Origin of the sequence: Sphingomonas sp. R-74633 (genome assembly GCF_013416555.1) — a bacterium.
Taxonomy (GTDB): domain Bacteria; phylum Pseudomonadota; class Alphaproteobacteria; order Sphingomonadales; family Sphingomonadaceae; genus Sphingomonas.
The window spans coordinates 40,715-57,434 of sequence record NZ_JACCFG010000005.1 but is presented as its reverse complement, the minus strand read 5'-3'; the positions used below and the strand labels follow the sequence as shown (position 1 = coordinate 57,434).

General features: G+C 67.5%; 15 protein-coding genes. 2 read left to right on the top strand and 13 right to left on the bottom strand.

The features are described 5' to 3' along the window. Nucleotides 1–68 precede the first annotated feature (68 nt). The 8 genes from HZY97_RS16365 to HZY97_RS16330 all read right to left on the bottom strand — a co-directional run bounded on the left by HZY97_RS16365 (nucleotide 69) and on the right by HZY97_RS16330 (nucleotide 10,279). The gene (locus HZY97_RS16365; protein WP_257215134.1) at nucleotides 69–809 is read right to left on the bottom strand and encodes a hypothetical protein; all 741 of its coding nucleotides are present in this window, start codon (nucleotides 807–809) and stop codon (nucleotides 69–71) included. Beyond that, on the bottom strand, nucleotides 809–1,498 hold the full coding sequence (locus tag HZY97_RS16360; RefSeq protein WP_180146190.1) for a DUF2059 domain-containing protein: 690 nt from the start codon (nucleotides 1,496–1,498) through the stop codon (nucleotides 809–811). The genes HZY97_RS16365 and HZY97_RS16360 overlap by 1 nt, the downstream gene beginning before the upstream one ends. 17 nt (nucleotides 1,499–1,515) lie before the next feature. Further along, nucleotides 1,516–2,952, bottom strand: coding sequence for an NAD(P)-dependent oxidoreductase (locus HZY97_RS16355; protein ID WP_180146187.1), 1,437 nt, complete (start codon nucleotides 2,950–2,952; stop codon nucleotides 1,516–1,518). Between the two features lie 122 nt (nucleotides 2,953–3,074). Continuing rightward, a complete protein-coding gene (locus HZY97_RS16350; RefSeq protein WP_180146184.1) occupies nucleotides 3,075–3,881 on the bottom strand; it encodes an undecaprenyl-diphosphate phosphatase in 807 nt (268 codons plus the stop codon). A gap of 40 nt (nucleotides 3,882–3,921) precedes the next feature. Beyond that, nucleotides 3,922–4,842, bottom strand: a complete 921-nt coding sequence (locus HZY97_RS16345) for a complex I NDUFA9 subunit family protein (protein WP_180146181.1) — start codon at nucleotides 4,840–4,842, stop codon at nucleotides 3,922–3,924. 96 nt (nucleotides 4,843–4,938) lie between these two features. Further along, nucleotides 4,939–5,865: an alpha/beta hydrolase gene (locus tag HZY97_RS16340; protein WP_180146178.1), complete on the bottom strand. Its 927-nt coding sequence runs from the start codon at nucleotides 5,863–5,865 to the stop codon at nucleotides 4,939–4,941. Further along, on the bottom strand, nucleotides 5,865–8,939 hold the full coding sequence (locus HZY97_RS16335) for a TonB-dependent receptor domain-containing protein (RefSeq protein WP_180146175.1): 3,075 nt from the start codon (nucleotides 8,937–8,939) through the stop codon (nucleotides 5,865–5,867). Before HZY97_RS16335 ends, HZY97_RS16340 begins: the two co-directional genes overlap by 1 nt. Further along, nucleotides 8,936–10,279 (bottom strand): dicarboxylate/amino acid:cation symporter, encoded by a 1,344-nt coding sequence (locus HZY97_RS16330; protein WP_180146172.1) that lies wholly within the window; start codon nucleotides 10,277–10,279, stop codon nucleotides 8,936–8,938. Before HZY97_RS16330 ends, HZY97_RS16335 begins: the two co-directional genes overlap by 4 nt. 216 nt (nucleotides 10,280–10,495) lie before the next feature. On the opposite strand from HZY97_RS16330, the gene HZY97_RS16325 reads away from it, so the two are divergent. Further along, the gene (locus HZY97_RS16325) at nucleotides 10,496–12,280 is read left to right on the top strand and encodes an ATP-binding protein (protein ID WP_180146169.1); all 1,785 of its coding nucleotides are present in this window, start codon (nucleotides 10,496–10,498) and stop codon (nucleotides 12,278–12,280) included. Beyond that, nucleotides 12,280–13,629 (top strand): sigma-54 dependent transcriptional regulator, encoded by a 1,350-nt coding sequence (locus HZY97_RS16320; protein ID WP_180146165.1) that lies wholly within the window; start codon nucleotides 12,280–12,282, stop codon nucleotides 13,627–13,629. Before HZY97_RS16325 ends, HZY97_RS16320 begins: the two co-directional genes overlap by 1 nt. A gap of 3 nt (nucleotides 13,630–13,632) precedes the next feature. Here HZY97_RS16320 and HZY97_RS16315 read toward each other — a convergent pair whose 3' ends face one another. The 5 genes from HZY97_RS16315 to HZY97_RS16295 all read right to left on the bottom strand — a co-directional run bounded on the left by HZY97_RS16315 (nucleotide 13,633) and on the right by HZY97_RS16295 (nucleotide 16,697). Continuing rightward, complete coding sequence (locus tag HZY97_RS16315; protein ID WP_180146162.1) at nucleotides 13,633–15,276, bottom strand: MFS transporter; 1,644 nt, start codon at nucleotides 15,274–15,276, stop codon at nucleotides 13,633–13,635. Nucleotides 15,277–15,537: 261 nt separating this feature from the next. Further along, nucleotides 15,538–15,756: a hypothetical protein gene (locus HZY97_RS16310; RefSeq protein ID WP_180146159.1), complete on the bottom strand. Its 219-nt coding sequence runs from the start codon at nucleotides 15,754–15,756 to the stop codon at nucleotides 15,538–15,540. After that, nucleotides 15,753–16,001, bottom strand: a complete 249-nt coding sequence (locus HZY97_RS16305) for a hypothetical protein (RefSeq protein ID WP_180146156.1) — start codon at nucleotides 15,999–16,001, stop codon at nucleotides 15,753–15,755. The genes HZY97_RS16310 and HZY97_RS16305 overlap by 4 nt, the downstream gene beginning before the upstream one ends. Before the next feature lie 4 nt (nucleotides 16,002–16,005). Beyond that, nucleotides 16,006–16,371: a tlde1 domain-containing protein gene (locus tag HZY97_RS16300; RefSeq protein ID WP_180146152.1), complete on the bottom strand. Its 366-nt coding sequence runs from the start codon at nucleotides 16,369–16,371 to the stop codon at nucleotides 16,006–16,008. A 77-nt stretch (nucleotides 16,372–16,448) separates the two neighbouring features. Continuing rightward, entirely contained in the window at nucleotides 16,449–16,697 is a 249-nt protein-coding gene (locus HZY97_RS16295; protein ID WP_180146149.1) for a DUF6127 family protein, read from the bottom strand. Nucleotides 16,698–16,720 lie beyond the last annotated feature (23 nt).

The following is a 16,720-nucleotide window of genomic DNA, read 5'->3' as shown; positions in this document are numbered from 1 at the left end:
GACGGACTGGGCTCGCGCAACCGACGCGCAAAGGAGCAAGCTTGCGCAAAGGACCCAGCCCGCCCGCATCACGTCGCGTCGTCTTCAAGCTTTTCGGGATCGACGCCGAGCAACTCGGCGAGCTTCTTGCGTTCGGCGGGCGAAAGATCGTCCATCTTGCGCTGCGGCGGCAGGTCCGCAGTGGCTTCTTCCGCGCGCTGCATCAGCACGGGCATGGCCGACATCATCTCGGGCATCATGTCGGTTGCCGCCTTGGTCATTTCGGGGCCCATGGAGATCACCAGCGATTGGGCCGCATAATGCGCGCCAGCCGGCGTGGCGAAATAGCGATCGAGATCCGCGAGTTCCTCGGTGCTGAACTCGCGCATATAGGCCCGCGTGAGCGCGGCGCGCATTGCCGGCTCCATCTTGACCATGATGTCCCCCATGCCGCCCGCAAAGGCCTGCATCATGCGCTTCTGGCGCTCGCGCCAGGCCGGATCATAGATCTCCATGATCTCGCCCAGCTTGGTATCGCCCAACCCCTTGGCCTGCGTCTCGCTGAGTCCGCCCAGCTTCGCGATCTGGCCGATCGGCATCTGGCCGATCTGGCCGAACATCTGGTCCATCATCTCGGTGAAGACGGTGTCGAAGATCTTCTTGTAGATGCCCGGGGGCACCAGCTTCGCCACGACGCGCTCGGCGACTGCCGAACGCGCGGGATCGGCGGGCACGGCCTGGGCGGGCGGCGCCGCCCTGGCATTGCCCTGCGCATGGGCAGAGCCAATCCCGGCAAGCAGCAGCGTCGCGACGGAGAGCGCGCGGCGCATCACTTGGCGCCCTTCTTGGCGAGATACTCGCTGGTCAGCTTGACGGCGAGCGCCTGCATCTTCGGACGGTTGGCCTCGACCAGCTTCGTCGCCCAGGCCTGGCTGGCAGCCTGAATCTTCGGATTGATCGTGCTCATCTTCTGCGCCGCCGGGCTCGCGCCGAACGCCATCAGCGCGGGATAATCATCCGCGGTCATCTTCGCCATCACCGCGGCAATCGCCGCCTGCTGGATCTCCTGCGGCGACTGGCCGGGGGCACCGCCCATCGTCTCATAGACTTCGGCGCGCAGCTTCTGGCCGGTCGGGCTGGCGAAGAAGGTAAGCGTGTCGGCGATTTCGGTCGCGGTCAGCTCCTGCTGGAGGATCCCGCTGATCTCGGTGCGCAGCGACGGCAAAGCCGCAACGAGAATGTCGGTGAACTGCGTGCGCAGCTGCCCGCCGACCTGATCACGCAGGCCCGGATTAGCATCGAAGGTCGCCTTCATCTTCGGATCAGCAGCCACCTGCTGGTCCATGCCGGCATCGAAGGCCTTGCCGGCGAGCCGGCCGATCGAATCCTCCGGCGCCATCAGCGCGACGAGCTTGTCGAGATTGGTATCGGCGGCCGGCGCGGCGACCGGCGCCGCGGCGAACGCCGTTGCGGGGGCCAGCGCGGCGGCGCTCAGCATAAGGGCAGCAAGGAACTTCATCGGCTTCGGCAACCTTCTCAAGCAGCCCGAGCCGCATCGGCGCGGGCGCGCATCCAGGCATGCATATGCGCCGCGACATCGCGGCCGTCGCGAATCGCCCAGACCACCAGACTCGCGCCGCGGACAATATCGCCCGCAGCGAACACGCCGTCGAGGCTGGTCATCATCGTGCGGCCATCGGTGCGCAGCGTGCCCCAGCGGGTCACGCCAAGCTCGGCGGCGCCGAACAGGCGCGGCAGGTCTTCGGGCTCGAAGCCGAGCGCCTTGATCACCAGATCCGCCTGGAGCTGGAAGGCGCCGCCCGGATCGAGCTCGGGGGCGCGGCGGCCGGTCGCGTCGGGCGCGCCGAGGCGCATCCGCGTTGCGCGCACGCCGGTGACCCTGTCGCCGCCATCAAAGGCTTCCGGGGCCGAGAGCCAGACGAACTCGACGCCTTCCTCCTCGGCATTGGCAGTCTCACGCTGCGAGCCCGGCATGTTGGCGCGGTCGCGGCGATAGAGGCACTTCACCGAGGTGGCGCCCTGGCGCACGGCGGTGCGCACGCAGTCCATCGCGGTGTCGCCGCCGCCGATCACCACGACATGCTTGCCGTTCGCGTCGAGGCTGCCGTCGTCGAACGCCGGGACGGCATCGCCAAAGCCCTTGCGGTTCGACGCGGTGAGATAGTCGAGCGCCTCGACCACGCCTTCGGCGCCGACGCCCGGCGCCTGGATGCCGCGCGCCTTGTAGACGCCGGTCGCGATCAGGATGCCGTCGTGGCGCTTGCGCAGATCGTCGAGGCTCGCCTCGCGGCCGACCTCGAAGCCCTGGTGAAAGACGATGCCGCCCTGCTCGAGCCGCTCGATGCGGCGCATGACGATCTGCTTCTCGAGCTTGAAGCCCGGGATGCCATAGGTCAGCAGGCCGCCGGCACGGTCGTGCCGGTCATAGACATGCACGTCATAGCCATATTCGCGCAGATATTCCGCGGCGGCGAGGCCGGCCGGGCCGGCGCCGATGATGCCGACCGACTGGCCGCGCGACGGGCCGACCGCAACCGGCTCGACCCAGCCTTCTTCCCAGGCGGTGTCGGTGATGAACTTCTCGACCGAGCCGATGGTGACGGCGCCGTGGCCCGAGAATTCGATGACGCAATTGCCTTCGCACAGCCGGTCCTGCGGGCAGATGCGGCCGCAGATCTCGGGCATGGTCGAGGTGCTGTTGGACAGCTGATAGGCTTCGCGCAGCCGCCCTTCAGCGGTGAGGCGCAGCCAATCGGGAATATGGTTGTGCAGCGGGCAGTGCACCGAGCAATAGGGCACGCCGCATTGCGAGCAACGGCTCGCCTGCTCCTCTGCCGAGGGCACGGCATAGCGATCCGCGATCTCGCGGAAGTCTTCCGCACGCAGTTCCGCTTCGCGCTTGCCCGGATAAGCCTGCGCCGTTCCAACGAATTTGAGCATCGTTTCCGCCATGCGGTCGCGCTACCGCCGCAAGCGAGTCGATAAAAGGCAGCAACACTGACCTTTATTATCTTTTTCGGCTCAAATCGCGCAAATTTGAAAGAATATTGCGCGATTATAGGGCCGATACGGACTTACCGCAGCGAAAGCCATGCGATCGCGCCGACCCCTGCGACGATTCGATACCAGGCGAAGGGCGCAAAGCCATGCTTCGAGACAATGCCGACAAACCATTTGATCACGACGATCGCGACGAGGAAGGCCGTGACGAAGCCGATGCCGATCTCGCTCCAGCCAACCCGGCCGGTGGTGATCGCATCATGGTTCTTGGCGAGTTCGAGCACCGTTGCGCCGAGCATCGTCGGGATCGCGAGGAAGAAGCTGAACTCGGCGGCGGTGCGCCGCTCGACGCCCAGGCTGAGCGCACCCATGATCGTCGCGCCCGAGCGGCTGACGCCCGGGATCATCGAGATGCACTGGATGAAGCCGATGCCGATCACGCGAACCAGCGGGATCTCGGCGATGCCGTGGATCGTCGCGGCCTTCACCAGCCGCTCGATGACGAGGATGGCGATGCCGCCGATCACCAGTGCCCAGGCGACCACCATCGGCTTCCCGAGCAGCGCCTCGATATGCCTGTGGAGCGCCAGGCCGATCACTGCAGCGGGGATGAAGGCGACGACCAGATTGCGCAGGAAGCGCCACGACACCGGATTGCCTTGCAGCAGCCCCATCGCGACAGCCCAGAAGGTGCGCCAGTAGAGCACCACCACGGCCAGGATCGCGCCGAGCTGGATGACGACGTTGAACATCGCCCAGGTGGCGGAGTCATAGCCGAGCAGCTCGGAGGCGAGGATCAGATGGCCGGTCGACGAGACGGGCAGGAATTCGGTGATCCCCTCGACAATGCCGAGGAGGATCGCGACGAGGGTTTCGCTCATGCTTGGCTAGCTCCGATGCGCCGCGGCGCGGGAAAGGCGTTCAGGCGGCGAGCTTGCCGAAGCGGCCATGGCGGCGATAGCGCACCAGCCAGGTCGGCGCGACGCTGGCCAGCGGCGTCGGCACGACGCCGAGCGCGGCGACCCCCGGCGCGGCGCCGGTGACATTGTCCGCCTGGAGCATGCGCCACTGATCGCGGGTGATCGGCGTGCCGGGCAGCGCCGCGATCAGCGCACCGATCGGATCGGGCAGCTCGGCAAAGGCCGGCTTGTGCCCGGTCGCCCCGGCGAGCCACTGGAACAGGCCAGCCATGGTCAGCGTGTCCGGACCGCCCAGCGCATAGGTCTTGCCGGCATGCGCCTCGGGATCGGCGAGCGCCGCGACCACGGCCTTGGCGACATCGACGACATAGACCGGCTGGAAGCGCACGTCCGGGCGCAGCACCGGCACCACCGGTCCCGCGCCGACCAGGCCGGCGAAGCGATTGGTGAACTGGTCCTCGCGCCCGAAGACGAAGGAGGGGCGCAGGATCGTCGCGCGCGGGAAGGCACCGCGGGCAGCGGCCTCACCCTGCGCCTTGGAGCGGCCATAGGCGGAGGCCGAATCGGGCTCGGCGCCGAGCGCGGAGAAATGGACGAGCGATTCGACGCCGGCGGCCTTTGCGGCAGCGGCAACGACGCGCGCGCCATCGGCGTTCACACCGTCGAAATTACCCTTGAGCACGCCGGCGAGGTTGACCACCGCGTCCGCGCCGACCAGCGCGGCGGCGATCGTCTCTGGCCGGGTGACGTCGGCGGCGACGAACTGGGTCTGGCCGAGGCCGCCCAAGGGTTTCAGGAACCAGGCATCGCGCGGGCGGCGCTGGGCGACACGCACGCGCGCGCCGCTGGCGAGCAGCTCCTGGGCGACATAGCGGCCGACGAACCCGCCGCCGCCGATCAACACGATGAGTTTGTCCTTCATGCCCTTGGTCCTGGAAGCTGAATTTGCCTGCCGGCTGAGCCGTCTCCCATGCCGCGCGCGACGCGGGGAGGCAAGCACAGGATCAAGGGCAAAGGCTCAGTCGCGCAGGATCTGGTGGCTCCGCAGCCAGGCGAGGAAGAGATCGGGCCAAGCCGCGACCAGGCTGCCCGGCTTGCCGGCGCCCCAGCTATGCCCGCCCTTCTCGAAGATGTGCATCTCGACCGGCCGCCCGGCGGCGCGCATCGCGGCGAACATGCGCAGGCTATGCTCGACATTGGCGATGGGGTCGTCGGCGGCATGGGCGAGGAACACCGGCGGTGTCTCCGGCCCAACCTGCGCCTCGACTGAATAGAAGTCGCGATAGCCGGGCAGGACCGAGAGCTTCTTGCGCGTCTGTGTCGTGTCGATCGGCGGGCGCATCGAGACGACGGGATAGATCATGCCGGCAAAGGCAGGGACGGCGCTGAGCTTGTCCGCCTCGTCGGTGGGAGTGTAGAAATCATGCCCGCCCTGCGTAGCCATCATGCCCGCCAGGTGTCCGCCGGCCGACATGCCGACCACGCCGATCCGCGCCGGATCAAGGCCCCAGCGCTTGGCGCCGGCCTTGAGCAACCGCAGCGTACGCTGGGCATCCTGGAACGGCGCATCGGCGTTCCAGCCGTCGCCGGGGAGGCGGTAATAGAGGATCACCGGGGTGATGCCGGCGGCCGCCAGCTTGGCCGCGACATCCTTGGCCGAGCCGATCTGGATGCGGAAATAGCCGCCCCCGCCAAGCAGCAGCGCGGCCGCGCCATTGGGGTGTTTGGGCCGGTAGACTTCGTAGCGCGGCGTCGAGATGTTCGAATACGAGCCGGTCTGCCCGCCTTCGTTGCCGATCTTCTCCGGTCCCGAGGGCCTGCCATGGCCGGGCGGGTCGCCGGGCCAGACGGCATAGACTTCGGGCTTGCCCAGCCCATCCTGGGCGAAACAAGGACTGGCCGCGGTGAGAACCGCGGCCAGGAGGGAGAAGAAGAAAAGGCGCATCAGAACCTCTTGCCGATCGTCATGTAGAGATAGCGGCCATAGGGGTTGTAGAGCGAGCCCAGATAGCCGTCGGCAGTGATCGGGGGCTGCTTGTCGAAGATGTTGCGCGCGCCCAGGCGGATGCGCGTGTCATCGAGCACGCCGCCCTTGAAGCGATATTGGACGTAGAGATTATACGTCGTCTGCCCGTCGAGCTTGTACGGGTTGCCGTTCGCATCGAGGAAGTTCGTGTCGTAGACCGAGCTGATATAGTTGCTGAACGCGCCGATCTGCCAGCCGTCGAGCGACCAGGTGAGCGATCCGGTGACGCGCCATTTGGGCTTGCCACGCTGCTGGATCAGGTTGCTCGCATCGGTGAGCGGCGTGGCCGCGTCGATATCGCCTGCCGAGCGCGCATCGAACAGCTCCTGCACCGCCGGCGGAGTATCACGCGAGAACTTGGTCAGCCGCGCCCCGTTGATTGCCAGGTCGAACTTACCCAGCCCGGTGCGGACATTGTAGAGTAGCGCCAGGTCGATGCCCTGCACCGTCTGCGGCAGCAGGTTGACGAACTGGTCGTTGATCCGCGTCACAGCACCCACCGGGGCGAGGCCGCTGCCGTTGAAGAAGGTCACGTCATCGGCATTCGCCGCGGCGCGCACCACGTTCGGGTTACTCGAGCCCTGCAGGCGCAGGAGATAGTCGAGCACCAGCGCGTTCTGCGGACCGAACTGGCCGACGATGCCGGTCTGCTGGATCGACCAGAAATCGGCAGTGAGCGTCAGCCGGCCGGCGCTTTCGGGAATGAACTTGGGCTGGATCACCGTGCCCAAGGTCCAGTTGGTGCTGTTCTCGGGCTTGAGGTCCGGATTGCCGCTGACGAAGATCGAATAGCTGCTGCTCCGCGCGCAGGCGCCCATGTTGGAGATGGCGGCCTTGGCAAGGTCGACCGCGCAGCGATAATAGTCGTTGTTCGAGCCGAGGCGCGAATAGGCGACGGTGTTGGTCTGTTCGAGGTTCGGCGCGCGGAAGCCCTGCGACCAGGAGCCGCGGATGCGGAAGCCATCGACCAGGTCCCAGGCCGCGGCGACCTTGGGCTTCGCCACCGAGCCGAAGTCGCTGTAATGCTCGTAGCGCCCGGCCAGCTGGACATCGAGACGATGGACCAGCGGGATGTGCATGTCGGGCGAGACCACCGGCACGGCGAGCTCGGCAAAGGCCGAGAGGACGGTGCGGCCGCCCTGGGTGCTCGGCGTCGGGCTGACGGCGGCGACGTTCGACAGGTTGGTCTCGCCGGTCACCATGTCGACGAAGCCGATATCGCCGTTGAGATTGGGATCGCGGTCGTCACGCTGCGTCTCGCGGCGGCCCTCGATGCCGAAGGCCACGCCGAGATTGCCGCCCGGCAGGCTGAGCAGCCGCGCGTTCGACATCTTGAAATCGGCGAGCGCGAGCGTCGTCTTGGAACGGCGCTTCAGATCGAACTGGAAGGAGTCGATCGTGGTGGCCGAGGCGGGCGAGCAATCGCCCAGGCTCGGCGTCGCGTTGCAGCCGCCGCTGAACGGATTGTAGGCCTCGGGCGTCGACAGCGCGAGGTTCTTCTGCAGCGCGGTCATGTTGATCGCGTTCGACACGTCGGTCGATTGTGCGGCCGAATAGAGCAGCGCGGTGTCGAAATCGAAAGTGCCGATCTCGCCCTTCAGCCCCCCGAGGAAGCGCGACTGCCAGTTGGCGACCTTCACTTCCTGCATGCCGGCATCGACGAAGCGATAGGTCGACAGGCGTACGGCTAGGCCGGCGGCTGGGACGTTGGTGAGGTTGGGAATGCGGTTCGGATTGGCGGCGCCGTTGAGAATCGTCGGGCCGAACGGATTCCAATAGTTGGAAGCCGGGATCACGATCGCATTGAGGTTGATCGTCGGCGGCTGGATGCGCGTGGTCTCGGCATAATAGAAGCCGGCCTCGCCATAGACGGTCAGCTTGTCCGAGATGTCGTAATGCGCGCTGGCAAAGCTGTTGTAGCGATCGATGCTCGGCGACACCGTGGTGCCGGGACGCGTGTCGAAGCGCTCCGAACGCAGTGTCGTCGCGGTGGCACGCGTGCCGCTCCCCAGGCAGCTATCGGCATTGAGCGTGACCAGGCAGCCGGCATTTGCGAGCGACTGGATATGGAAGGCGCCCGCCGAGGATGTCAGCGCCTGGTTGCCCGGGCTGCGGCGGATCGTGCCGGGGCCGCCGACCACGGCGAGGTTCGCCCAGGGCGACTGGGTCGCGCGGCCGTCCGCGGTCAGATTGCCTGCGAAAGCGGGATCATTGGCGAAATAGGACATGAGGTTGTCCGTCGCCGTATAGGGCTCGTCCTCGGCCAGCTGCGCCGTGCGGTGCGTATAGTCGAGGTACAGCGAGATGTTGCCGCGGCCCTCGGCGAAATTGGCGCCGACGGTGCCGGTCGCCTGATATTCGCGGCGATGCGTGCCCTCGGCGCCGCCGATGCGGAAATCGAGCGAGCCGCCGTTGATGTTGCTCTTCGTGACGGTGTTGACCACGCCGGCCACCGCGTCCGAGCCATAGATGGCGGCGGCGCCGTCGCGCAGGATCTCGAGGCGCTGGATACCGGCGACCGGCAGCGAATTGGCGTTGTAGCCAAGCACCGGCACATTGCCGTCACCGGCCTGGCTGGTCGGGTGATTGACCAGGCGGCGGCCGTTGAGCAGCACCAGCGTGTTGCCGACGCCGAGGTTGCGCAGGTTGATCGAATTGACGTCGCCGCGCGCCGCGTTGCTGGTCTGCGGGTTGTTCGATTCGTTGAAGGTCACGTCGCCGGCCTGCGGGATCGCGCGGAACAGCTCGTCGCCCGAAAGCGCGCCGGTGGCGTCGATCTGGCTCGCGTCCATCACCGTGACGGGAAGCGCGGCGGTGGTGCTGGCGCCCTTGATCTGCGTGCCGACCACGACGATCTCGTCGGTCTTCTCGGCCGGCGCTTCCTGCTCGGCAGCGGCCGGAGCCGGAACCTCCTGTGCATGCGCCTGCGCGATCATCAGCACGCTCAGCGCGCTGCCTGCGGTCAAGGCGATCTGCCTGTACCCCTTCTTCATGCCCTCTCTCCCTGATTCATTTGTTCTAGGTCTTGTGATTTTGAAATGGTGCGACCCGAGAGGGCGGCGTCGAGCGCCGTCCGATCGAGCTTGTTTTCCCAGCGCGCGACGACGATCGCCGCCACCGCGTTGCCGACGAAATTGGTGAGGCTGCGGCACTCGCTCATGAAGCGATCGACGCCGAGGATCAGCGTCATTCCCGCCACCGGCACGCTCGGCACGATCGAGAGCGTCGCCGCCAGCGTGATGAACCCGGCGCCGGTCACGCCCGCCGCGCCCTTCGAGCTGAGCATCGAGACCAGCACGAGCAGGATCTGTTCGCCCCAGCTGAGATGCACGCCGCACGCCTGTGCGATGAACAGCGCTGCGAGCGTCATGTAGATGTTGGTGCCGTCGAGGTTGAACGAATAGCCGGTCGGCACGACCAGCCCGACCACGCCCTTTTCGCAGCCGGCGCCCTCGAGCTTGGCCATCAGGCTTGGCAGCGCGGCTTCGGACGAGGAGGTGCCGAGCACGAGCAGCAGCTCGGCCTTGAGATAGCGCAGCAGCTTCAGGATCGAGAAGCCGTTGAGCCGGGCGACCGCGCCAAGGATCACCAGCACGAAGAACAGCGAGGTCGCGTAGAAGGTGCCGACCAGCCAGGCGAGGTTGCCGAGCGATTCGACGCCGTATTTGCCGATGGTGAAGGCCATCGCACCGAACGCGCCGATCGGGGCGACGCGCATCAGGATGCCGACGACGCGGAAGACGATCAGCGCGAGCCTCTCGACGAAATCGAGCACCGGCTCGGCGGGCTTGCCGACCAATACCATGGCGATGCCGAACAGCACCGCGACGAACAGGGTCTGGAGGATCGAGCCTTCGGTCAGCGCGGAAACCAGCGTCGTTGGGATGATCCCCATCAGGAAGCCGGTGACCGTCGTCTCATGCGCCTGGTGCGCGTAATCGGCGACAGCACCGGCATCGAGACTGGCCGGATCGATGTTCATGCCCGCGCCGGGCTGAACGACATTGGCGACGATCAGGCCGAGGATAAGTGCGAGCGTGGAGAAGAACAGGAAATAGCCGAATGCCTTGGCGGCAACGCGGCCGACCGAACCGAGTTCGCGCATGCCGGCAATGCCGCTGACCACGGTGAGAAAGATCACCGGCGCGATCACCATCTTGACCAACTTGATGAAGCCTTCGCCAAGCGGCTTGAGCGCCTCGCCGACATGCGGCCAGAAATGGCCGATCGTCACGCCCAACGCGATCGCCACCAGCACCTGGAAATAGAGGTGCCGGTAAAAGGGCTTGCGCGCAGCCAAAGGCTGCCCGTCGGGGATCGGCTGGATGATCATACTCTCCTCTGTCGCGCCCGGGCGGCGCGCGGCCTCTTGTGCTGGGGCCTTGGGCGTGCACCATATTCCTCTCGCAGCGTCCCTCCACCACTTCGGATTTTCCGGGATAAGTATTTGAGTTATTTATATTTCACTCGCGGAGGGGCGCCCCCGACCACACCAAACCATGTGAAATTTCGCGCGGCATTCCATCAAAATGTGCGATAATCCGCACAAATGAGCAGCGGCGCCCCTTTCACTCGTCAGCGCATCCTGACCGCAGCGCTCACGCTCGCCGTGATCCTGCTGCTCGCATGGACCGGCAGCCGCTGGGCGACGGGGCAGGCGCGCGGATCGGCCGATGCCGTGGCGCAGCAGACGGCGCGCGCGCATGTCGGGCTGCTCAATTCGGAGCTGCAGAAGTTCCGCCTGCTGCCTTTGGTGCTCAGCGAGAATCCGGAAATCGCCCCGGCGCTGCGCGGCGGCGATCCAGCGGCGCAGCGCGGGCTCAACGCAACGCTCGAGCTGCTCGCCACACGCACCGATGCCGCGGTGATCTATGTGATCGATCGCCAGGGCCGGACAGTGGCGGCGAGCAACTGGCGGCTGCCGACCAGCTTTGTCGGCCAGGTCTATGGCTTCCGGCCCTATTTCCGCGATGCGATGGAGCGTGGTGCTTCCGAGCTGTTCGCGCTGGGCACGGTCAGCGGTCGCCCGGGCCTCTATCTCGCGCGTCGGGTCGATCGCGACGGGCTGGCGCTCGGCGTGGTGGTGGTGAAGGTGGAGTTTGACGATGTCGAGGCGGCCTGGGCGCGGGCGCCCGGGATTACCATCGTCACCGACGCGCACGGCGTGATCCTGGTCACCTCGATTCCGGGCTGGCGCTTCCAGACGACGCGGGCGCTGGACGTGGCGACGCTGGCCGATGCGCGGCGCACGCTGCAATTCGGCCCGAAGCCGCCCAAGCGCGCACCGGTGACGATCGCGGGCGCAACGGCGAGCGTCGGTGCCGACGGCAAGGCGCAGCGCTACCGCGCCGCTGCCGAGCCGGCCCCACTGGCGGGCGCGCACCTCATCCATCTCGCGCCGCTCGAACCGCCGCTCGCCGCGGCGCGTACCCAGGCGTTGCTGATCGTGCTGGCGATCCTGCTCGCCGCGGGCCTGCTTGCGGTCTTCGCGCTGCGCGCGGCGGAGAAGCGCCGGCTCATGCGCCACCATCAGGCGCGGCTCGAGGCCGAAGTCGAGCGCCGCACCGCCGAGCTGCGCGAGGCCAATGCCCTCCTGATCGTCGAATCGGAGGAGCGGATCGAGGCCGATCGCCGCTACCGCGCCGCGCGTGAGGAACTCGCCCAGGCAAGCCGGCTCGGCTCGCTCGGCCAGATCACCGCGGGCGTCGCGCACGAGATCAACCAGCCCGTGGCGGCGATCCGCACCTTTGCCGAGAATGCCGCGACCTTTCTCGAGCGCGCCGCGCCCGACAAGGCCGGCGCCAACCTCAAGCAGATCGTCTCGCTGACCGAGCGGATCGGCACGATCACCGCCGAGCTGCGCGCCTTTGCCCGGCGCAAGACGCCTGCCGAGGGCAATGCCGCGCTCGGCTCGGTACTCGACGGCACACTGCTGCTGCTCGGCGAACGCGCGCGCGGGGTGGTGACGCTGAAAGTCTCGAAGCCCTTGCGGGCAGTGGCCGTGCGAGGGGACCGGATCCGGCTCGAGCAGATCCTGATCAACCTGCTCCAGAATGCGCTCGACGCGGTGGGGACGACAAAGGAGGCGCGGGTGATCGTCGAGGGGGCGCGCGATGGCGACTTGGTGCGCATCTCGGTGATCGACAACGGACCCGGCGTCGATCCGGAGATCGCCGACACGCTGTTCTCGCCCTTCACCACCGCCAAGCCGGGCGGGCTGGGGCTGGGGCTCGCGATCGCCCGCGACATTGCGCGCGAGTTCCGCGGCGACATCGCCCACACGCCGAACCCCGCCGGCGGCGCGGTCTTCCATCTGTCGCTGAGGACCGCCTGATGCTCGCGCTCGACAATGCCACGGTGATGTTCGTCGAGGATGACGAGCAGCTACGGCTGGCGACGGTGCAGACGCTCGAGCTGGCCGGGCTCAACGTGCTGGCGTTCGAGCGGGCCGCGGCGGCGCTGGCGCGGCTGACGCCGGACTTCCCCGGCGCGGTCGTCTCCGACATCCGCATGCCGGGAATGGACGGCCTCGAGCTGCTGACCCGCATCCGCGCGATCGACGGTGACATTCCCGTGATCCTGGTGACCGGGCACGGCGATGTGCCGATGGCGGTGGCGGCGCTGCACGACGGCGCCTTCGACTTTCTCGCCAAGCCCTTCGCCGCTGACCGGCTGCTCGTCGCGCTCCGCCGCGCGCTCGATCGCCGCGCGCTGGTGATGGAGAATCGTCGCCTGCGGGCGGCCGCCGCGACGACCGCGCTCGAGCAAAGCCCGCTCATCGGCGAAAGCGCGCCGATGGTCCGCCTGCGCGCGACGATCGACCAGCTCGCCGAGACCGATGTCGACATATTGGTCGAGGGCGAGACCGGCACCGGCAAGGAGTTGGTCGCGCGGCTGCTCCACCGTCGCGGGCGCCGGCGCGGCAAGCCCTTTGTCGCGGTCAATTGCGCGGCATTGTCCGAGGGGCTCGCCGAAATGGAGCTGTTCGGCCACGCGGCGGACAGCGTGCCGCATACCCGGCTGTCGCGCGTCGGGAGGATCGCGTCGTCAAACGGCGGCACGCTGTTGCTCGACGAGATCGATTCGATGCCGCTGGCGATGCAGGCGCGACTGCTGCGCGTGCTCGAGGAGCGCGAGGTCCATCCGATCGGCGCCGAGCATCCGGAATCGGTCGATCTGCGGATCATCGCGACCGCCAAGGCGGATGTCGCCACCGCGGTGGCCGAGGGGCGGTTCCGCGCCGATCTTTATTACCGGCTCGCGGCGATGCGGCTGCGCGTGCCGGCGCTGCGCGAATGCAGGGGCGATGCCTTTCTGCTGTTCGCCGCCTTTGTCGAGGAAGCCAAGCAGCAGCTCGGGGTGAGCGAGATCGCGGTCAACCCGGCGGTGCATGCGCGGCTCGCCAGCCATGACTGGCCGGGCAATGTCCGCGAGCTCAAGAACTTCGCCTTTGAAGTCGCGGCAGGCCGCAGCTTTGCCGAGCTTGGCGACGCGGATGGCGAAGCCGATCTGCCGACCCGGCTGGCTAGGTTCGAGGAAAGCCTGATCCGCGACGCACTGGTTCGGCACGAGGGGCGGGTATCGCGGGCGCTGGTCCAGCTCGGGGTGCCGCGCAAGACGCTCTACGACAAGATCGCGCGGCTGGGCATCGACCTGGCGGAGATCAAGCGCGCGCGGCGCTAGGCGTCAGCTCGAGCGGGTCGCGTCGGTCATCGGATCGAGTTCGCGCGGATCGGGGGTGCGGACGATCGGCAGCGAGCTGGTCTGGCGCTCGATCCGGCGGTGCACCACTGCATCGCTTCCCGGGATCCACAGCGCGTGCAGCGCCTCGCTATTGGCGGTATCGGCATGCGTACGCCGCTCATTGTGCCGGACATAGTCGAGCCAGGTGGCGAAATCGAAGCGCTCGACCCACAAGTCAGGTTCAGCAAGATCGCGGCTGAGCGCCCAGTCGCGCGCGCCATCGCGCCGGCGGATGCGGCGGCGTTCGTGCATGACGGTAAGGAAGGCGGCGATGTCCTCTTCGGCGATACGGTGCTCGACCGTGATCACGATCGGGCCGCTGCGCCCCTCCACCGGCACAGCGGTATGCGGCTCGACCCAGCTGTCGCGCGGATCCATGTTGAGGTCGCTGATCCCGGCGAGCGGCAGCACGAAGCCGGCGACCGCGCTCAGCAGCTGCACGCCGGCGGCGGCCAGCAGCGCGATCGCCACGCCGTGCTCGCTCGCCACCGCGCCGAACAGCCAGGAGCCGCCGGCCATGCCGCCGAACGCCGCCATCTGGTAGAGCGCGATCGCGCGCGCGACGACCCAGCGCGGCGAGGCCATCTGCACGCTGACGTTGAAGGTGGAGAGCGCCAGCACCCAGCCCGCGCCGGCAGCGGCGAGCCCGAGCAGCGCGAGCGGCATCGCGCCGGTGGCGGTTGCCGCTGCGCCGGCAGCCAGCGCAACCGACGCGGCGCGGACGATATTCTCTGTGGAGAGGCGGTTGCGCACGCGCCGGCTGAGCAACGCGCCGCCGACCGCGCCAAGCCCGAACGCGCCGAGCAGCGTGCCATAGACCAGCGGCCCGCCACCGATCAGGTCGCGTGCGACCAGCGGCATCAGTGCCTGGAGCGCGCTCGCGGCGAGGCCGAACAGCGTGGCGCGGGCAAGTACCGTGCGGATCTGGGGGGAGAGGCGAACATAGCGAACGCCGGCGGCCATCGCGACGCCGAGCCGTTCGCGCGGCAGCTTGCGCGGCGGCAGGTCGGGCTGCCAGCGCTTGAGCACGACGATCAGCCCGACATAGCTCAACGCATTGATCAGGAACGCCGTGGCGGCGCCCGCCGCGGCGACGATCGCGCCGCCCAGTGCCGGACCGACGCTGCGGGCGATGTTGAAGCCCATGCTGTTATAGGCGACGGCGCTCGGCAGCATCGCGCGCGGCACCATGTCGCCGACCGAGGCCTGCCAGGCCGGACCGTTGATCGCGGTGCCGCAGCCGATCAGGAAGGTGAAGGCGAGCAGCAGCCACGGCGTGATCAGCCCGAACCACGCCGCCAGCGCGAGGAGCGCGGACACGAGCAGCATGAAGCTCTGCGTGGCGAGCAGCACGCGACGGCGGTCGAGATTGTCGGCGACGGCACCCGCCCAAAGCGCGAGCAGCATGATCGGCAGGCTGGTCGATGCCTGGACCAGCGCGACCATCTGCGCCGAGGCCCCCAGCCCCGCCATCATCCACGATGCGCCGACCGACTGGATGAGGCTGCCGAAATTGGAACACAGGCTGGCGATCCACACCGCCCGGTAGAGCTTCAGTCGAAAGGGGGAGTCAGGGGCAGCGGTCATCAGCAGTCAAATGCGATACCGCCGCAGTCGATCCCGAGACAATGCCGATCTTGCGCGGACGCGCGTTGGATCTTCGCTGGGCAATAAAAAACCCGCCGGCCCTGGTGGACAGACGGGTTGTGTGTGGCGCGTTGGTTGCGGGAGCAGGATTTGAACCTGCGACCTTCAGGTTATGAGACTAACTCGTTTCTAGATATTTCAACAACTTAACCTGCCAGAATTTTCCGACAATCACCAGTTCCGGTTGAACCGTCGGAAAGCCTAGATCGGCGGCTCAAGCGCTTCGATCCGGTCGTTGAGCTGGCGCAGCTTCTCTTCAAGCACGGGATTGATCGTCGTCAGATCCGCATCCACCAACGCGCTCACCGCCGCCTTTTTCGTGCTCGCGGCCGAGATCGACGCGGCGCCTTCAGCCACAGGGACGCTAGGTGTGGCGAGCGCCGGAAGCAGCCGGCGCACATCCTGTTGCATCCGCCTCATTTCGACGCCGCCTTGGCCCGACGCTGGCGGGCGCGGTGCGCGAGAACCCGGCCGCCGAACAGGAGAGTGCCCACACTGCCGAGCACCCCGCCCAGGCTGCTCACGGTCTTGTCCACCGTCGCCAGCGTCTCCGGCGGCAGCGCCTTGCCCCAGAACAGCGCATAACCCACTGGCGCGATGCCGAGCGTGCCGATCACGAACAGCAGCGCGATGAATGCCCAGAACTGATCCCGCCGGTCGACCATCGCTCTACTCCACCACCTCGAGCAGCTTCTCGCCACTGCGCCACATCCTCTCGCGGATGGCCCTCGGCAGGATGATGCAGCCATGGCTCGCCGTGCCGGGATTGCGCACGCTGTCGCCATGCACGCGAAACGCCGAGCGGCCGAACGTAGCTGTGCCGGGCTCGGGCTCGAGCACGATGCTGAAGGGTCCGGTATTGGCGCTGTCGCGCACCGCGGTCATCCGCCAGCAGCCGCGCGGGATCGGGCCCACGCCCACCGCTGCCTGCATCGCCGGATTGTTCTTGCCGCGTCCGTTGCCGGCATAGCCCGTGGAGATTAGCTTACCCTGGTACCAGAGCTCGCCCGCCGACTGATCCCATTTCCATCCCATGCATGCCTCCTGATAAATCCTCGCCACCGCCCCGATCGCCGCCGACCCTTCAGCCAGTCCAGCGATCAGCGCGTCGATCATTTCAGCCAGCCGCCAAACCCCAGCTTCACCGCCATACCGATCACGACCAGGCTCAGCGCCCAGCGGATGAGCCAGCCGATCGCGCTCTTGACCGCGGATTTCTTCGCGTCGCGCCAGGCGCCGAGCAGCTGGCGTAGCTCCGCCATGTCCTTGCCCGCATGCTCGTCGTCCAGTCCAAGCCGCGCCAGCGCCAGGCGCGCACCCTGCTCCGCTGCGTCCTGCGCCACCTGTTCCATCGTCGTCATGCCTCTCCCTCCGTTGCTCCGCC